The sequence below is a fragment of the Maribacter algicola genome (assembly GCF_003933245.1).
GTDB lineage: Bacteria > Bacteroidota > Bacteroidia > Flavobacteriales > Flavobacteriaceae > Maribacter > Maribacter algicola.
The window spans coordinates 129,798-148,409 of record NZ_QUSX01000001.1 but is presented as its reverse complement, the minus strand read 5'-3'; the positions used below and the strand labels follow the sequence as shown (position 1 = coordinate 148,409).

Sequence of the window (18,612 nt, the reverse complement as noted above, 5' to 3'; positions counted from 1 at the left end):
AAATGAAATATTTTTTATTAATGATGATGCTGGGTGTTACCATGATTTCGTGGTCGCAGCGTTCAGTTACGGGTAAAGTAACTGATGAGCAAAACATACCTCTTCCAGGTGCTAATGTCGTGGAAATGGGTACTTCCAATGGCACTACAACAGATTTTGATGGTAACTTTACCATTACCGTTCAAGACTTGGATGCAGTATTGGAGATTTCCTATATTGGTTATAGATCCACTGAGGTATCTTTGAACGGACAAACTAGTATATCCGTTCAGTTAACAGAGGATGCCACCCAACTAGAGGACGTAGTGGTCGTTGGTTATGGGGTTCAAAAGAAATCGGATATTACTGGATCCATTGCTTCCGTTAAGAGCGAAAATTTCAATCAAGGGGTTGTTGCAAATCCGGGACAATTGCTTCAAGGTAAATTGGCCGGTGTAAATGTAACCAATGTAAGTGGGGAGCCCGGAGCCAATCAAAACATTATTATTAGGGGTGTTGGAAGTTTGAGATCTGGCACAACACCACTGTTCGTGATAGATGGTTTTGTCATCAACAATTCAGATACAGGGGTGGCCAATAATCCATTGAACTTCATTAATCCACAGGACATTGAGTCCATCGATGTCCTAAAGGATGCATCGGCCACGGCTATTTATGGAGCCAGGGCGGCCAATGGGGTAATTGTGATTACAACCAAAAAGGGTAAGGCAGGTAAAACGGAAATGAACCTGAACGTTTCTACGGCCTTTGCAACCATTGCCAATCCTATGAACGTGTTTTCCGCTAGTGAATTTAGGAATCAAGTGCCCGCGGTGGGAGGCACGCTATTTGATGGAGGAGCCAATACGGACTGGCAAGATGAACTTACACGTACGGGCATTTCCAAGAATATAAACCTTTCCATGAGCGGTGGCACGGCAGATAAGTTTTCCTATTTTGTCTCCACAGGTTTGGATGACCAGCAGGGCACGCTCAATAACAGTTCCCTTAAACGTTACTCAGGTAGGGTAAACCTCACCCAAAAGGCCTTGGACGGAAAGTTTAACGTAGACTTCAATTTAACGGCCTCCCGTACCTTGAACGAAAGACCGGATACCGAAGGTAATATAGTGGATATGTTGCAGTTGAATCCCACCTTGCCACCGTTTACCAATGGGGAACCCACTTTCTTTATTGAAAGATTGAATCCTTTGGAGCGTAACCGTATCTATTTGGATGAGGCCAATAGTAACAGGATTTTGGCGAATATTATGCCTTCTTTTGAAATTGTTAAGGGGCTTACCTACAAAACGAACTTGGGAATAGATTATATCTCCACCAATAGGGACGTGCAATTTCTTCCTTACCAATTGTTGGAGGGTTTTGAAAATGGTACCTTGGATACCAGGACAACGGTCAATAGCAATACCTTGGTAGAAAACACATTAACTTATGTGTTGAATACCGGGAATCATGGCCTTACCCTATTGGCAGGGCACTCATACCAAGAATTTCTATATGAGCAAAAACGTTTTGAGATGGAAGGTTTTGCAAATAATGGCATTGAGCCAAGGTATCAGGACCAAATTAGTACGGAAATTTTCCCTACCAGTCAAACGGGCACTGCATATAAAGATGAAATTCAGTCTTTCTTTGGTAGGGTAAATTATACGTATGCGGATAAGTACTTATTGACGGCCACCATGAGGGCTGACGGTTCCTCACGCTTTGGTGCGGACAATAAATACGGTTACTTCCCTTCCTTCGCTTTGGGCTGGAATATTGCCAATGAGAGTTTTATGGAGAACAGTACGGTGTTCAATACCTTAAAATTGAGGGCCAGTTGGGGACGTACTGGGAATCAAGATGGCATACCAAGTAAAGTGAGTTTGGCCAGTTTTATAGACTCAAAGGCAGACAATGACACCTATCCTATCAATGGTACGGAAACCACCTTGGATGACTACCCTTTTGGTACCGTGCCCGTAAGGACGGCGTTCCCCGGCTTAAAATGGGAGGTGACCACCCAGACCAATGTGGGTCTTGATTTTGCCCTTTTCCAAAATAGGATAACGGGATCTTTGGATTACTTTTCAAAAGTGGCCAGTGATGTGGTTCTTTTTGCCAATAGGGTGGACCCCATTCAGCCTACGGAAAAAATATGGACCAATATCGAGGAATTGGAAATACAGAACAATGGGTTGGAGCTGGCCTTGGATTATAGAGGTGACTTTAGCTCTGATTTTACCTATAACATTGGAGGTAACATTAGCTACACGGACAATAAGGTCGTAAACTCACCTTTTGCCGTTTTGACTTCGGGTGCTGCCCAAGGTGCAGGCCAAACGGGTGCCACCATTAATGGTTATATCAACGATGAACCCATAGGTGCCTTTTATATGAAGGAATTTATCGGTATCGGTGATGATGGCCTCAACCAATTTAGGGATGTAGTGCCAGATGGACAATCCTTGGATAACGACAGGATTGTGGCGGGCAGTGCGCTTCCAGACCTTATCTATGCCTTTTACCTTAAAATGAACTATAAGAACTTTGATTTAGGGCTTAATTTTAATGGGGTATCTGGCAACAAGATTTACAATCACACCGCCATGTCTTTGTTCAACAAAGGACAGCTTAGTAGAAATTTGAACACGACCCCTTTTGCGGCCGAGTTCCCTTCGGAGAGCCTTAGCAATTCCAATGAGGTCTCTACAAGGTATCTTGAAAATGGTAGTTTCCTCAGGCTCAACAATGCTACTTTGGGTTATACCTTGCGTCCTTCGGAAATTGGTTTGGGCGATTTGGTGAATACCTTAAGGTTCACCGTAACCGGTCAGAATTTATTCGTGATCACGGATTATTCAGGGTTTGACCCTGAGATCAATACCGGAAATACCATAGATGGTATACAGACATTTGGTATCGATAGGTATACTTATCCTGCGCCAAGAACACTTTTGATCGGATTAAATGTGTCGTTTTAAAAAAAATATATGTGAGTATGGATTGCGCGTTATCCAACCCATTGGAACCAATGGATGTAAACGGCCGTAATTACAGCTTACCAATCATAAAACATTGAATATTAACAGATGAAACACCCGTTAAAATAACATTCACACACAGAACAATAGTAATTTAGGGTGTTCCTTGTGACCATTGAAAAACAATAAATATAAACACATGAAAAATAGATTTCTAACAATTACAGTGCTTATGATGGCCTTATTGGTATGGAGCTGTACCGATTTGGTCGAGGAAAGGATTGACGAGGCCGAATTTGGCGAACAAGCCGATGTCATTAGCGGCTCTATTGCACCCGCTTATGGCTACATGTCGTGGGTATGGCGCCACACCAATTTATATGGTCTTTTGTTGGTTTCTTCAGATGAGGCGATTCTGCCCTTTAGGGGAGGAACGGATTGGTTCGATGGCGGCAAATATTTGGCTACCCATTCCCACAACTTTACCCCCAGTAACGATTTGATACGGGATGGATGGAACCAGCTGACCACCGCAATCTCAAGAACCTTGTCCGCCATTGAGGTGCTAAGGCCCTTGGCGGAGGAAGGCAACACGGAGGCAATGGAGGCATTGCACGAAATGGTTGCGTTACGGGCTTATTGGAACATGTTAATGTTGGATGGTTGGGGCCTTGTTCTAAAAAAGGAATCCTCAGATGAACTTTCTGAAGTATTACGTGGGCAAGATGCTGTTGACTATATCCAAAGTGAATTGCTCTCTGTGGTAGAGGTAATCAACACAAACAGGGGCCCTGGGCGTATAACCCAGTCCGCTGTATGGGGCTTTTTGGCAAGGTTGCACTTAAATGCTGCCGTGTATAGAGATCCCTATGGCTCGCCCAATTTTACCCAAGAGGACATGAATGCTGTGATACAATACACGGATAATATCATCAACTCTGGGAATTTTAGCCTTTCCCCAGAATATTTTGACCTCTTCAATGACGACAATAACACGAATCCAGAAGCTATTTTTAACATTGATCAAAGAGGGGTGCTTCGGTTGGAGCATAATAGGTGGGCCTATTGGTCCATTGCAGGTTCAATGTTTGGAAGACCGGAGTTTCCTAGTGCGGATGGTACGGATGGTCCTGCCTTTGCCTCGGATTTTATACAGACGTGGATAGATGCTTACGATGCAGATCCAGCAGAGGTAGATGCACGGTTCTACCAAATGAATACGATTATTCCGGAAGCTCAATTGTTGGATTTTGAAGGGCGGGAAAAAGTGCTTGCTACAGAAACCGAAAATAGTTATTTCTGTGTTGAACCTTTGGAATTCGAAATGGACAGGGGCATTATCCGCGGCATACCATGGGGACCTAGAAAGGGAGACGATGGGCAATTTTTGACCTGTGAAACCGGAGGCGTACGGATTTATCCCGTGCAACAACGTAAGGGCAATGGACCTGATAGGGATGTGGCCTATGTAGACCATACCTTGGAAATTGACTTCACCAACGAAGGATCTTTTCACAATACAGGTTACCGCTGCGCCAAATACCAATTTAGCCGTACTTCACCCAATGCCAATAATTTCAGCAGTGTTGATATGGTCTTGATGCGCTTGGCCGAAATTTACCTTATGCGGGCTGAGGCTAAACTGCGCAATGGCGACAACGCTGGTGCCCTGGCCGATGTTAACTTTGTAAGGGCCGGAAGAACGGCAAGACCGGAACAAACACCACCACCACTAGCGTCCATAGATTTGGATATCATGTTCAGGGAACGTGGGTTTGAACTCTATTGGGAAGGCTTTAGAAGAACTGATCAAATTCGTTTTGGTACCTATGAGAGTACTTGGGTCGAAAAAACGGATTCTGATCCAAACAAAAGACTGTTCCCCATTCCGCAAAGCGCTGTAGATGCAGCGTCTGGAATAGATGGTTTCTTAGAACAGAACCAAGGATATTAGATTAATTGTAAGTTTGAGTTAGTTCCTAATAAAGACAGGTAAATAATGCCTGTCTTTATTCATTTCAAAAACATGGTAAAGCCTGTGGCCATGGTCCAATGAAGACTTTTTTTAAATAGATTCCTTACATAATTTTCAATGAAAGAACTTTTTTCAAATACATTTTTTGCCATTACATGTGTTGCCACAATGGTCTTGTTTTCCGCTTGTAAAGAAAATAAACAGCTTAGTGATTCCAATACCCCGACTAAAAATCCAATAGACTTAGTTTTTCCTCAGTTAGATACAGAAAATAGTCGGTGGTTTTTGTTTTCTTCAGCCTGCCGTCCCTTTGGTATGGTCAATCTTAGTCCAGATACACAAATTGATGGTGCATGGGGAAGTGGATACCGCTATAAAACGGATACCATAAAAGGTTTTAGTCATATTCATGGGTGGCAGTTGTCTGGTTTGTCCGTGATGCCCATTAACTTAAAAGAAGAAAGAGGAAATGAAATATTCAAGGATTTTTATTCCCCCTTTTCACATGAAAATGAAAAAGTCTCCCCGGGATTTCACAAGGTGCATTTGGAACGTTATGGGATTCACGCGGAACTGACAAGTACGAAAAGGGTAGGTTTGCATAACTACACCTTTCCAAAGGAATCAAGACCGGCCGTTTTGTTTAACTTAAACACTCCGTTAGGTCCCTGTGAAAACAGAAATGGTGAACTAAACCAAATTAATGATCATACTTTGACGGGGCAATTGGAAATGGCACCTACCCACCGCAGACCAAAACCATTTAAGTTATTTTACCATATTAGTTTGAGCACCAAAATAGAATCGATTCAGAAAGATACGATTACAGGAAATTATGTGGTATTCACGGACGACGAACAAAAAAATGTATTGATGAAGGTGGGCCTTTCGTATACCTCTATTGAAAATGCCAAAAACAATATGATTGCAGAATTGGATCATTGGGATTTTAATAGGGTAGTAGAGGAATCCAAGAATGAATGGAACAATATGTTGGGGAGAATCAAGGTTGAAGGTGGCACGGAAAAGCAGCAAAAACGGTTTTATACGGACTTGTGGCATGCCTTACAGGGCAGAAGAGTCATCAGTGATGTCAATGGGGCCTACCCGGATAGTACAGGAGACACTTTTAGGGTAGCACAATTGCCACTGGATGCTAAGGGTATGCCCATGTTCAATCATTATAACTCAGACTCATTCTGGGGCGCACAATGGACTTTGAACACCCTATGGGGCCTGGCATATCCAGATATCACGGAGGAGTTCGTAAACTCATTGATGCAATACTATAAAGATGGAGGTTTGATTCCGCGCGGACCCTCCGGTGGCAATTACACCTATGTGATGACTGGTGCATCAACAACCCCTTTTATAGTAAGTGCGGTGCAAAAGAACATTGTAAAGAATAATTTGGATTCCATTTATGAAGCGCTCAGGAAGAACCATATGCCCGGAGGTATTATGGAAAAGGCTGGCTATGAGCATAATACCTCCCTTGGAGGCGGGCTTGGATATTATTTGGAGAAAGGATATGTGCCGTATCCCATTCCAGAAGGAAAATTTGGAGGGCATCAAGATGGAGCTAGCCTTACCTTGGAATATGCTTATCAAGACTGGACCCTTGCTCAATTTGCCAAAAAGCTGCAAAGGGAAGAGGATTACAAAATTTTTATGAATCGTTCCCAAAACTATAAAAATGTATTTGACGCAGAATCGAGCTGGATGCGGCCCAAAAATGTTGATGGCCAATGGAAAAGTGATTTTGATCCCTATCTTTATGAAAATGGTTTCAATGAGAGTAATGGTTCTCAAGCCACTTGGTTTGTCCCCCATGATATTCTTGGTCTGGCGCAGTTAATGGGAGGGAAGGAAAAGGCCGTTGAGAAGTTGAATGGACAGTTTAAGGCCTCGGAAAAACAAGGTTTTACTTCCGGAACCTCCCACGAGGTAGAAATGCATCCTGAATATAGTCGTATTCCTATAAATTATGGGAACCAACCCTCTATAAACACAGCTTTTGTTTTTAATCATCTCGGCAGGCCCGATCTTACACAATATTGGTCTCGGGAAATCATTGATAAGGTCTTTAGCGGACTAGACCCAAGCACTGGATATAATGGCGATGAGGACCAAGGACTGATGGGGGCATTGTCCGTGTTGCTAAAAATGGGTCTGTTTCAAATGAACGGTGGAACTGATTCAGACCCTGTTTATGACCTTGGAAGCCCACTATTTGACAAGATTTCAATAACCCTTCATCCTGACTATTTTCCTGGTGATAAATTTGTGATTGAAACCATTAATAACGGTATAGACCACAAGCAGTTGGAGCAAGTAGCTTTTAACGGAAAAATATTGGACACTATGGCAATTGAACATTCCAGTATTGTCAAAGGGGGTAGGTTGACCTTCAAATTTAAGTAACATTAGTTTTTTTAATTTAAATAGGTCTAAGTAAGTTAGGCGTTTATAATAAAGTATTGATAATCAATAATTTGTTAACAAATATTTTTATAAGGTGTATATATCTACAGATTTAAATTCAGTGTATTTTTGGGCCAAGGGTCCCATCTTTTTATATACTATGAAATGGTGGTTAAATTTTGTATTTTTCAAAGTACTTGGAACATTCTCTTAAGGTACATCCCTTAGTAAAAATTGAGTAGATGTTTATAAGGGATAAGGAGTAACATAAAGGAATAAAAATTCTTCAAAATGAAAAAGGGTAGGGTTACCATTACCGATATTGCCCGTGAATTGAACATAGCACCTTCTACCGTTTCAAGGGCTTTAAACAATCATCCAGCCATAAAAAAGGAAACTAAGGAGGCTGTTAAGGAGTTGGCACAGCAATTGGATTACCAACCAAATTTTCTGGCCTTAAGCTTACTTCGTAAAAAATCCAACACCATAGGTGTAGTTGTGCCAGAAATTACAAGTCATTTTTTTTCCGCTATAATTACGGGAATTCAAGATGTTATTGCCAATTCTGAATATAATATAATGATCTGTCTTACGAACGAATCGTTTGAAGAAGAAGTAGTGGTCATTAAAAAACTATTGAAAATGCAGGTTGATGGTGTTTTGGTATCCCCTGCATCTGGGACTAAGGAATTTGATCATTTTAGAGCCCTTCAAAAAAATGGTATTCCTGTTGTGGTCTTTGATAGGGATTGTCCGGGTTTGGAAGCTGATAAAGTCTTGGTAGACGATTATGCAGGAGCCTTTCAGGCGGTGGAATATCTCATAAAATCTGGATGTAAAAAAATAGCCCATTTGGGCGGCCCCCCCAACCTTAGTACAACCAAACATAGACTTCAGGGTTTTTTGGATGCCCTTAAAAGCGGGAATATGTCAATTTGTGAGGAGCATATAGCCTATGTCCAAGGTTTTTCGCACGAAGACGGCCTTGAACCCGCCATGACTCTATTGAGCTCATCAAATCCACCGGATGCCATTTTTGCCATGAATGACAATATTGCTATTTCAGCAATGCATGTAGCACGAAAATTAGGCTATAACATACCAGAGGACATATCCATTGTAGGATTCGACGATGAACCACATTCTTCCTTTTTTAGACCATCACTTTCAACGGTATGGCAGCCAGTATATAGTTTAGGAATGCTATCTGCAAGAATTGTTTTGCAGCGATTAAAAGAAGATGATGTACAAAGGCCATTTCGTGAAGAAGTTTTCAAGCCTGAACTTGTGATACGGGGTTCGTCTCGATAAATTGGCTTTGTATAATTAAGGTATCAAGAGTTCAAAATATGCAAACCTTTGCATGATCTTTTATATTCCAATACTTTTCAGCATCATTTTTTTGTTGTTTTTTTATGAGTATCGGTTATCGGAATAACAATGGAAGAGATAAAGAATGCCTGTTTTACCAAAAGAGTTATTTAAAAAATGTTATGGTAGATATGCCATTGCAGCCGTTAATGTTTTCACAATGGAACAGGTTCATGGTCTTTTCCATGCGGGTGAAACGGCAAATGCGCCTTTTTTGGTGCAAATTACCCCTGCGGCTAGGGACTATGCACATTCAATCATGTTAGAGGCAATGGTCCATGCGGCATCCAAGATATATCCAAAAGCGGTTTATGCGGTTCATTTAGATCATGGAAACGAGGAACATGCCAAAGATGCCATAACTTCTGGGGGCTATCAATCCATAATGATAGATGCTTCCCACGAAGCTTTTGAGGATAATGTAAAAATCACAAAGCGTATAGTCGAAAGGGCACACGAACACGAAATTTTTGTGGAAGCAGAACTTGGTGTTCTCAGTGGTGTTGAGGATGATCTTTCCATAGATGAAAAGCATGCAAAATATACAAACCCAAGCGAGGTAGAACGCTTTGTCCAGTTAACAAAATGTGATAGCTTGGCCGTAGCCGTTGGTACAAGTCATGGAGCGTATAAGTTTTCTGGAGTCCAAGGTATTCAATTCGATATATTGGAAGAGATACAACGGAGACTACCAGAATTCCCTATAGTCCTTCATGGGGGTTCAGCAGTCAATGAAGAGGAAGTACAAAGAATAAATAGGGCAGGAGGGCAATTATTGAAGAATGCAACAGGCGTGCCTCCCCAAGAAATTGCAAGAGCCATAAAATACGGAGTCTGTAAAATTAATATTGCTACGGATACACGGCTGTTATGGACAAGGGTTCATCGGGAATTTTTTAGGGATCATACCCCTCTTTTTGACCCGGTTATTCCAGGAAAGGAGTACATAAGGGCCTACTCGGATTTTATGGTCCAGAAGTTTGAATTGTTTGGCGCAACCAATAAAGCCAGTGAGTTTATAAAATCATAAGAAAATGAGCAAAGAATCGCCACTTTTGGTAAAACCAAAAAAGGATTCCAAGGTTTACCACAGTATTACACCACAATCCGCAAATTGGAAATACCTTTCTTTTGAAGCTCGAAAAATGAACCAAAACGATATTTGGGAAAATCATACTAAGGATAATGAAATGGTTATTGTCCTGTTGAGCGGAAATTTTAAAGTAGAATGTGATAAGGGAAGTTGGGAAACCGTAAATGGACGAACGGATGTCTTTAGTGGTGTGGCACACACTTTGTATTTGCCAAGGCATACCGCTTTTACATTAACTGCAATGGGAGGTCAACTTGATATTGCATATGGTTGGTGCCAAGCGGAGAAAGACTTTGAACCAAAATTCGTAACGCCAGAAGATACTCCTATAGTAATTTTTGGGGGAGATAATGCTACCCGTCAGTTCAATGATTTGGTACCTCCTGGTTTTGGTTGTAATAGTTTGGTCGTACGGGAAGTGTATACACCCTCTGGTAATTGGAGCTCGTTTCCGGCCCATAAACATGATGAACGTATCTTGTCTGCGGACGGAACTGTTTTAGAGCCTATACAAGAAGAAACCTATTTTTATAAATTTCAGAAACCTGCCGGATATGCCATACAGCAGGTATATACTAAAGACCGTTCCTTGGATGAAATTGTAAGACCTCGCCACAATGATGTGGTCATGATTCCAAAAGGCTTTCATCCTGTAGTTGCGGAACATGGATTTCACTGCTATTATCTCAATTTCTTGGCCGGTACTGACCAGTGCCTCGCCAACACAACCGATCCGGACCATGAATGGATTTATGACTCATGGTCGGCAAAGGATAAAAGACTGCCCTTGGTGACTGCAAAAATGAACCAATACTAAAAAATATGCTCAATGACTAAAAAATATGATGTCATTACCTTTGGGAGGTCTTCCATAGATTTATATTCCCAAAATATTGGATCCTCATTCAATGATATAAAAGGCTTTGACGCTTTTGTGGGTGGATCACCCCTAAACATAGCTGTGGGTTGTGCTAGATTAGGGGTAAAGACAAGCCTTTTAACGGCCGTAGGGAACGATAAGGTTGGGGAGTTTATTTTGAATTTTTTAAAAACAGAAGGGGTGAATACCCAATGTATTCCCGTTAAAAATGGCACTAGGAGCAGTGCGGTGGTTTTGGGAATTGAGCCTCCTGACAAATTCCCATTGGTTTATTACAGGGACAATGCTGCCGATAGTCAAGTGGATATAGATGATGTGGACCGGGCGAAGATACCGGACTACAAAGTTTTGCTGATCAATGGCACGGCTATGAACATAGAGCCTTCTAGAAGCGCTACCTTTTATGCGGTAGAAGTTGCTATTAAAAATGGGCTAGACGTAGTCCTTGATTTAGACTTTAGGGCCGATCAATGGCATGACTACAGGGCTTTTGGAGTAACGATGCGGGCCATATTGCCCAAAGTTAAGATTGCCATAGGTACGGAAGAGGAGATTTTGGCGGCCACAATGCAACATACCACACAAGTTACCATTAAAGACCAACAGATTTCGGCCCCTGAAATCAAGGGGGATGTCGATGCATCCATAGAAAGGCTCATGTCCACAGGCATCGAGACCTTGATCGTTAAAAGAGGGAAAGAGGGTGCCAGTATTTATCAACAGCAAGGGTCTAGACAGGACGTCCCGGGATTTCCGGTAGAGGTCCTTAATGTTTTGGGCGCGGGAGATGCCTTTGCAAGTGGCTTCCTTTACGGATTGCTACAAAAATGGGATTTATACAAGTCATGTAGAATGGGTAATGCCAGTGGGGCGCACGTGGTTACTCAAAGAGGGTGTGCCAATTTCATGCCCTCATTGGATCAAGTCCAGGATATTATTGAACGGAATGGAGGATTATAAATTGATTTTTTTATGAAGACGATTAGAAAAACAGTAGCACAGGCTACAATTTCGTATTTGAAAAACCAATATGTGGAGCGGGATGGGCTTGAGCAACGATTTTTTGCCGGTTGTTTTGGAATTTTGGGTCACGGTAACGTCGCTGGCATAGGTCAGGCACTACATCAAAATCCAGATTTTCCTCTGTATGTAGCACGTAATGAACAGTCTATGGTACATTCAGCAACGGCATATGCCAAAGTGAAAAATAGGATGCAGGCGTTTGTCTGTACCTCATCCATAGGGCCTGGGGCAACAAATATGGTAACGGGTGCCGCTGTAGCCACTATCAATAGAATACCGGTATTGCTCATACCTGGGGATATTTTTGCGACAAGGCACGTTGCCCCAGTGTTGCAACAATTGGAGTCCAATGCAACACAGGATATATCGGTAAACGATTGTTTCAAGCCGGTTTCAAAATATTGGGACCGCATCAACCGTCCTGAACAATTAATAACCGCTTTACCTGAAGTGATGCGTGTGCTCACCTCACAGGCCGAAACGGGAGCGGTTACCTTAAGTATTCCACAGGACGTGCAATCCGAGGCGTTTGATTTCCCCGAACATTTGTTTCAGAAAAAAGTATGGCATGTAGGTAGGACCTTGCCAGATCAAACGTTATTAGAGAAGGCGATTGCGCTTATTCAAAATAGTAAAAAACCTTTAATCGTAGCTGGTGGAGGCACAATTTATAGTGGCGCAAGCCAAGTACTTAAAAAATTGGTCAACAGAACGGGTATCCCTGTTGCCGAAACTTTTGCGGGGAAAGGCTCCCTTAACTATGACGAACCCCAAAATTTGGGGGCCATGGGTGTTACTGGAACACCGGGTGCTATCGAAATTGCACAGGAAGCTGATGTGGTGATTGGCTTGGGAACGAGATATAGTGATTTTACAACCATTTCCAAATCGGCCTTTCAAAATCCAGAGGTAAAGTTCATCAATATAAACGTTACCGAATTTGATTCTTTTAAACATGGTGCCTTGCCCCTTGTAGGAGATGCAAAGGCAATACTCGAGCAAATAGATGATAAACTAGGTAATTTTAAGGTAGATGCAGAGTATCAAAAAAGGGTAGTAGAGTTGAACTCAAACTGGGATGGTTTTGTTTCAGAGGTATATACTGAAAGAAATGAAGTACCCGCTTTCCAAGGGGAGGTTATAGGTGCGGTAAATTCCTTTTCAAATGCCGAGGATATTATGGTATGTGCCGCAGGAAGCCTGCCTGGTGACTTGCATAAACTTTGGCGTACCAGAAATCCTAAAGGATTCCATTTAGAGTACGGCTATTCTACCATGGGCTATGAAATTGCCGGCGGTTTGGGAGCAAAAATGGCCAGGCCGGATAGTGAAGTGTATGTATTGGTAGGTGATGGCAGTTATCTCATGATGTCCCAAGAAATCGTTACTTCCATTCAAGAAAGACAAAAATTGACCATTATTCTACTGAATAATGATGGGTATTCCAGTATAGGTGGACTTTCCGCCTCTTTGGGCAGTGAGGGCTTCGGAACCTATTACCGCTATCGCAATGAGGAGACCAATCAACTGGATGGTAGTCTTTTGCCCATTGATTATGCTGCCAATGCATCTAGCATGGGCGCCTATGTTATAAAGGCCAATAACGTGGAAGAGTTGAAAGCTGCTCTTGAAAAAGCCAAAACCATAGAGCATACTACGCTAATATATATTGAAGTAGATCGAAAAAAAGGAGTGCCCGGATTTGCTTGGTGGGATGTAGCCGTAGCCGAAGTTTCTGAAAAGACGGCCGTACAGGAATCTTACGAGACCTATATGGCGAACAAGAAGTCACAAAAGTATTATCTCTAAAGAGAACTTAAAATGGATACCGATCTAATGATTATTCTTGCTTCGTTCATTCTCTTTACCGGAGGTGTTGCGGCATTTACTTGGTATAGCTTGCGCAAAACCAATTTGGGTTCCTCTGAAGGTTATTTTTTGGGTGGTAGAAGTCTTACCGGAGGTGTTATTGCGGGATCCATGTTATTGACCAACATTTCCTCGGAACACCTTATAGGTATGAATGGCAACTCTTATGTAAACGGTTTTATCGTAATTGCTTGGGAGGTTACATCCTCCATTGCGTTGGTTATTGCCGCCATTTTTTTCGTTCCTAAATATCTAAAAATGGGACTGACCACGATTCCTCAATTTTTAGAAAATCGATTTGATGCCCAAACAAGGACGTTGGTATCGGCAATATTGATTGTTTCCTTTGTGGTAACCCTTTTGCCCATTGTTCTGTATTCTGGGGCCATTGGACTCGAAAGTCTTTTTGGAATCTCTGAAATTTTTGGGATAAGTAAAACAGAGGGTCTTTGGGTAACGGTTGTGGTCATTGGTGCAATAGGTTCCATTTATGCCATTTTTGGGGGTTTAAAGGCGGTTGCCTTTTCAGATACCATAAATGGATTTGGTCTTTTGCTGGGAGGATTGTTAATCCCCGTGCTTGCCCTTATGGCCATTGGTGATAACAATATTTTTGATGGAATGAGGAAGGTATACGAGTTTGCTCCAGAGAAGTTTAATGTAGTAGGCGCACCAGATTCGGTGTTACCCTTCGAGGTACTTTTTACGGGACTTATAATCAATCAGCTTTATTTCTGGGGCATGAACCAGACGATTATTCAAAGGGCACTTGGTGCTAAGAACTTAAAGGAAGCACAAAAAGGATTACTGTTGACCGGACTTTTTAAGATATTGATTCCCTTGATTATTGTATTGCCGGGGGTTATTTGTTATTTCTATTTCCAGGATACCTTTTATGACCAACAGGATTCCGTATATCCGCAATTGGTAAAGAAGGTACTTCCCGTATGGTTGATTGGCTTCTTTGCAGCGGTAATTATGGGAGCGGTATTGAGTACCTTCAATTCGGTATTGAATTCTGTAGCTACCTTGTTCAGTGTGGATATCGTAAAAAAGCACTTCAATAAGAATATAGCGGACGCCAAATTGGTAAAAATAGGAAAGGCTACCTCAGCTATTTTGGCGTTAGTAGCAATATTTACCGCGCCAATGGTAGCGAATGCATCCGATGGTCTGTATCAATTACTCCAAGAGTTGAACGGTATCTTTTTTATACCCATAGCATCTATTTTGCTGGCCGGATTTTTTATGAAAAAAGTATCGGCAATGGGCGCCAAGGTGGCCCTTATCTTTGGACTCTTTTTTTATGTGTTCATGACGTGGGGATATACGGATCACGGTATTCATTTTGTGCACCTTTGGGGTATTGAATTTGTGCTAAATGTGGCAATAATGTATAGTGTTTCCTATTTTTTCCCTAAGAAAAATTTATACGAGGTTACGGATGTTGGCGCTGTGAATTTAACAACATGGAAATACACCAAACCCATGTCCATAGCCCTGTGCGTGGTAACGGTGTTGATATACGTGTTGCTGGGAAATAGTGGATAAAAAAAGTTAATCAAAAATCATTTAACGGAATGAACGTTTTAAAAAATTATATCAACGGAAGTTGGCAAGGTAGTGCATCAAAGGAAACAGTAGACGTGGTAAATCCTGCCAATCAAGAAGTCATGGCAAAAGTACCTTATGGTACCGATACTAAAATTGATGTTTCCCAAGCTGTTAGTGCGGCACAAAGTGCCTATTTTGAGTGGCGCAATGTACCTGTGATGAAGCGTGTACAAGTGTTATATAAATTGAAATCCCTATTGGAAGACAATAAGGAAACTTTGGCGAAAATCATTACGGATGAGAGCGGCAAGACTAAAGGTGAATCTTTTGGCGAGATACAAAGGGCCATTGAAAATGTTGAGGTGGCTTGTGGTACACCTATGCTTATGGCAGGCGATGTGATTGAAGACATAGCTACGGGAATAGACGAGATGATGGTTCGGCAACCTTTGGGGGTCGTAGGCTGTATTACTCCTTTTAATTTTCCAAGTATGATTGTATTCTGGTTTTTGCCCTATGCCATTGCAACGGGCAACGCCTTTATAGTTAAACCTTCGGAAAAGGTACCCATGACCATGATGAAAATCTTTGAATTCTTGGATCAATTGGATGTTCCCAAAGGATTGATAAGTTTGGTACATGGAGGAAAGGATAGTGTAGACGCCCTTCTTGAACATCCCCAGATAAAAGCCATTAGTTTTGTAGGTAGTACGCCCGTTGCAAGATATATTTACTCCAAAGGGACCGCCAATGGTAAACGAGTGCAAGCGCAGGGTGGGGCTAAAAATCCTGTAATCGTTTTACCGGATGCCGATATTGAGATGTCAAGTACTATTATCGCAGATTCTGTCTATGGATGTGCAGGCCAGCGTTGTTTGGCAGCCTCTACCATCATCACCGTAAATGATGAAAAAAGGGAGATAAAGGATGCTCTTTTTGAAACCGTCAAATCAAGAACAACGGGTTATGGTTGGCAAGAGGATGTTAACATGGGACCCGTTATCACACCAGAAAGTAAAAGCAGAATTGAGGGCTTGATCCAGAAGGGGATAAATGAGGGGGCAAAGGTCTTGTTGGATGGTAGAAATACAAAAGTATCTGGCTACGAAAAAGGAAATTTTATAGCGCCCACAATTTTAGAAAATGTGGCTTTGGACAAAGAATTGATTCAAACAGAGATATTTGGACCCGTAATGAGCTTAATTTCCATGAAGGACATTGATGAGGCCCTTGCCTTTGTAAATAGTGGAAATTATGGGAACATGGCTTGTTTGTTCACAAGCAGCGGGGCGTCTGCAAGAAAGTTCAGAAACGAGGCAGATGCAGGAAATATAGGTATCAATATTGGTGTTGCGGCACCAATGGCACAATTTCCTTTTAGCGGATGGAAGGACAGTTTCTTTGGAGACCTACACGGGCAAGGTAAACATGCTATAGAATTTTTTACTCAGACGAAAGTAATTATTGAAAGGTGGCCGAACATTTGGTCCAGGAAGTTTTAAAAAAAGAAGTATGATTAAAATAGCAAATGCACCTTGTTCATGGGGTGCCCTGGAATTTGATTTGGAGAAAAAATCTGAAGCCATCGGTTTTGCCCAGGTTCTGGATGAAATAAAGGAAACAGGGTATACGGGTACTGAACTTGGTGACTGGGGATTCATGCCTACAGACCCAAAAATGCTCAGGGAAGAAATTCAAAAACGCAACTTGGAGTTGTTAGGGGCCTTTGTGCCCGTGGCTTTGGCCGATAGGGCTGCCCACGAAGAAGGCATCAAGACAGCCTTAAAGGTTGCTGAACTTATGCATAGTGCTGGGTACAATACCGCTTTTATCGTTTTGGCAGATGATAATGCATCCAATCGACAGCGTACAGAAAATGCCGGGAGAATCACCCCTGAAATGGGCCTATCCCAAGCACAATGGAAAATATTTGCGGAAGGGGCTGAAAAGCTAGCCAAGGCTGTGAAAGATAACTATGGACTCAGAACCGTGTTCCATCATCATTGTGCTGGTTATGTGGAAACGCCAGAGGAAATAGACACCTTACTGTCCTTAACCAATCCTGAACTACTTGGGCTCTGTTTGGATATGGGGCATTATGCATTTGGTGGAGGAGACCCTTTAAAGGCATTGGACAAGTATGCACAACGAATATGGCATGTGCATTTTAAAGATTTTGATCCAAATGCGGCAAAGCGTTCACAAGAAGTTGGTGGGGACTATTTTGACGCATTAAGTAAAGGCGTGTTCAGTGAGCTAGGCAAAGGTAATGTTAACTTTAAGGGCATTGTGGAGCGTCTTAAGGCCATTGGTTACGATGATTGGATCGTGGTGGAACAAGATATCCTTCCGGGTATGGGGGCCCCTAAGAAAAGTGCCCAAGCAAACCGCAGATATATAAATAAGTTGGGATTGTAAAACTATAACGAAAATGACAAAAATTAGATTAGGTATTGCCGGCTTAGGAAGAATTGGTAAAATCCATTTGGACAATCTCTTACAAATTCCAAATGTTGAGGTAGTGGGTGCTACCGACCCAGACAGTGCTAGCCTGCAATATGCCGTTGATAAGGGAATAGCCTATACCAATACAGATTTTGAGGCCATGGTAAATATGGTTCCTTTAGACGCTGTGGTGATTTGTTCCCCTACGGACACCCATGCGGATTATGTAGCGTTTTGCGCCAAGGCAGGAAAGCACATCTTCTGTGAAAAACCTCTGGATCTTTCCCTGAACCGTATAAAGGACGTCCTGGATGTCGTCCAAAAACATAAGGTAAAGCTGATGTTGGGCTTCAATAGAAGGTTTGATAAAGAATTTAGAAAAGTGCACGAGCTCGTAAAAAATGGAGCTGTTGGCAATCCGCATTTAGTAAAAATTACCAGTCGAGACCCTGGGGCTCCGCCTGTGGGTTATATAAAAAAGTCAGGCGGATTGTTTTTGGATATGACCATACATGATTTTGATATGGCGCGGTACGTTGTGGAAAAGGAGGTTGCCGAGGTGTACGCCAAAGGGGCCGTTTTGGTAGATCCGGCCATAGGTGAAGTAGGTGATATTGATACGGCCGTAGTTACCCTAACCTATACTGATGGCACCATGGCCGTCATAGATAATAGCAGGGAGGCCTCTTATGGTTATGACCAACGAGTGGAAGTTTTCGGTTCAAAGGGTATGGTACAATCCAACAATAATTTTCACGATTCACACAAACTCTATAACAAGGAGGGCATACATGCTGCACTGCCCCTACATTTTTTCTTGGAACGTTATCAAGAGGCATATAAGACCGAGATGCAAGATTTTATAAAAGGCCTGGAAATTGGAACCCCGATGCCCGTAGACGGCAATGATGGTCTCCAATCATTAAAAATAGGTTTGGCCGCATTGCAATCTTTAAAACATAACAGGCCCGTAAAAATCTCCGAGGTAGAACAATCCGCCCCTATGGTCTAA

Annotated in this window: 12 protein-coding genes; all 12 read left to right on the top strand. The window is 42.1% G+C overall.

What is annotated here, in order from left to right:
- Window positions 1–2: 2 nt before the first annotated feature.
- The 12 genes from DZC72_RS00585 to iolG all read left to right on the top strand — a co-directional run bounded on the left by DZC72_RS00585 (window position 3) and on the right by iolG (window position 18,612).
- Window positions 3–2,966, top strand: coding sequence for a SusC/RagA family TonB-linked outer membrane protein (locus DZC72_RS00585; RefSeq protein ID WP_243641612.1), 2,964 nt, complete (start codon window positions 3–5; stop codon window positions 2,964–2,966).
- Window positions 2,967–3,165: 199 nt separating this feature from the next.
- Window positions 3,166–4,920, top strand: coding sequence for a RagB/SusD family nutrient uptake outer membrane protein (locus tag DZC72_RS00580; protein WP_125220999.1), 1,755 nt, complete (start codon window positions 3,166–3,168; stop codon window positions 4,918–4,920).
- Between the two features lie 138 nt (window positions 4,921–5,058).
- Window positions 5,059–7,365 carry a GH92 family glycosyl hydrolase gene (locus DZC72_RS00575; RefSeq protein WP_243641611.1) on the top strand — a complete coding sequence of 769 codons (2,307 nt, stop codon included), beginning with the start codon at window positions 5,059–5,061 and terminating at the stop codon, window positions 7,363–7,365.
- Window positions 7,366–7,656: 291 nt separating this feature from the next.
- On the top strand, window positions 7,657–8,676 hold the full coding sequence (locus tag DZC72_RS00570; protein WP_125220998.1) for a LacI family DNA-binding transcriptional regulator: 1,020 nt from the start codon (window positions 7,657–7,659) through the stop codon (window positions 8,674–8,676).
- A 145-nt stretch (window positions 8,677–8,821) separates the two neighbouring features.
- A complete protein-coding gene (locus tag DZC72_RS00565) occupies window positions 8,822–9,766 on the top strand; it encodes a class II fructose-bisphosphate aldolase (protein WP_125220997.1) in 945 nt (314 codons plus the stop codon).
- A gap of 4 nt (window positions 9,767–9,770) precedes the next feature.
- A complete protein-coding gene (gene iolB / locus DZC72_RS00560) occupies window positions 9,771–10,646 on the top strand; it encodes a 5-deoxy-glucuronate isomerase (protein ID WP_125220996.1) in 876 nt (291 codons plus the stop codon).
- A gap of 12 nt (window positions 10,647–10,658) precedes the next feature.
- Window positions 10,659–11,669 (top strand): 5-dehydro-2-deoxygluconokinase, encoded by a 1,011-nt coding sequence (gene iolC, locus DZC72_RS00555; protein WP_125220995.1) that lies wholly within the window; start codon window positions 10,659–10,661, stop codon window positions 11,667–11,669.
- 12 nt (window positions 11,670–11,681) lie between these two features.
- Window positions 11,682–13,541: a 3D-(3,5/4)-trihydroxycyclohexane-1,2-dione acylhydrolase (decyclizing) gene (gene iolD, locus DZC72_RS00550; RefSeq protein ID WP_125220994.1), complete on the top strand. Its 1,860-nt coding sequence runs from the start codon at window positions 11,682–11,684 to the stop codon at window positions 13,539–13,541.
- Between the two features lie 12 nt (window positions 13,542–13,553).
- Window positions 13,554–15,152 carry a solute:sodium symporter family transporter gene (locus DZC72_RS00545; protein ID WP_243641609.1) on the top strand — a complete coding sequence of 533 codons (1,599 nt, stop codon included), beginning with the start codon at window positions 13,554–13,556 and terminating at the stop codon, window positions 15,150–15,152.
- Window positions 15,153–15,181: 29 nt separating this feature from the next.
- A complete protein-coding gene (locus DZC72_RS00540; RefSeq protein WP_125220993.1) occupies window positions 15,182–16,657 on the top strand; it encodes a CoA-acylating methylmalonate-semialdehyde dehydrogenase in 1,476 nt (491 codons plus the stop codon).
- A 10-nt stretch (window positions 16,658–16,667) separates the two neighbouring features.
- On the top strand, window positions 16,668–17,573 hold the full coding sequence (locus DZC72_RS00535; RefSeq protein WP_125220992.1) for a sugar phosphate isomerase/epimerase family protein: 906 nt from the start codon (window positions 16,668–16,670) through the stop codon (window positions 17,571–17,573).
- Window positions 17,574–17,586: 13 nt separating this feature from the next.
- Window positions 17,587–18,612, top strand: a complete 1,026-nt coding sequence (gene iolG, locus DZC72_RS00530; RefSeq protein ID WP_125220991.1) for an inositol 2-dehydrogenase — start codon at window positions 17,587–17,589, stop codon at window positions 18,610–18,612.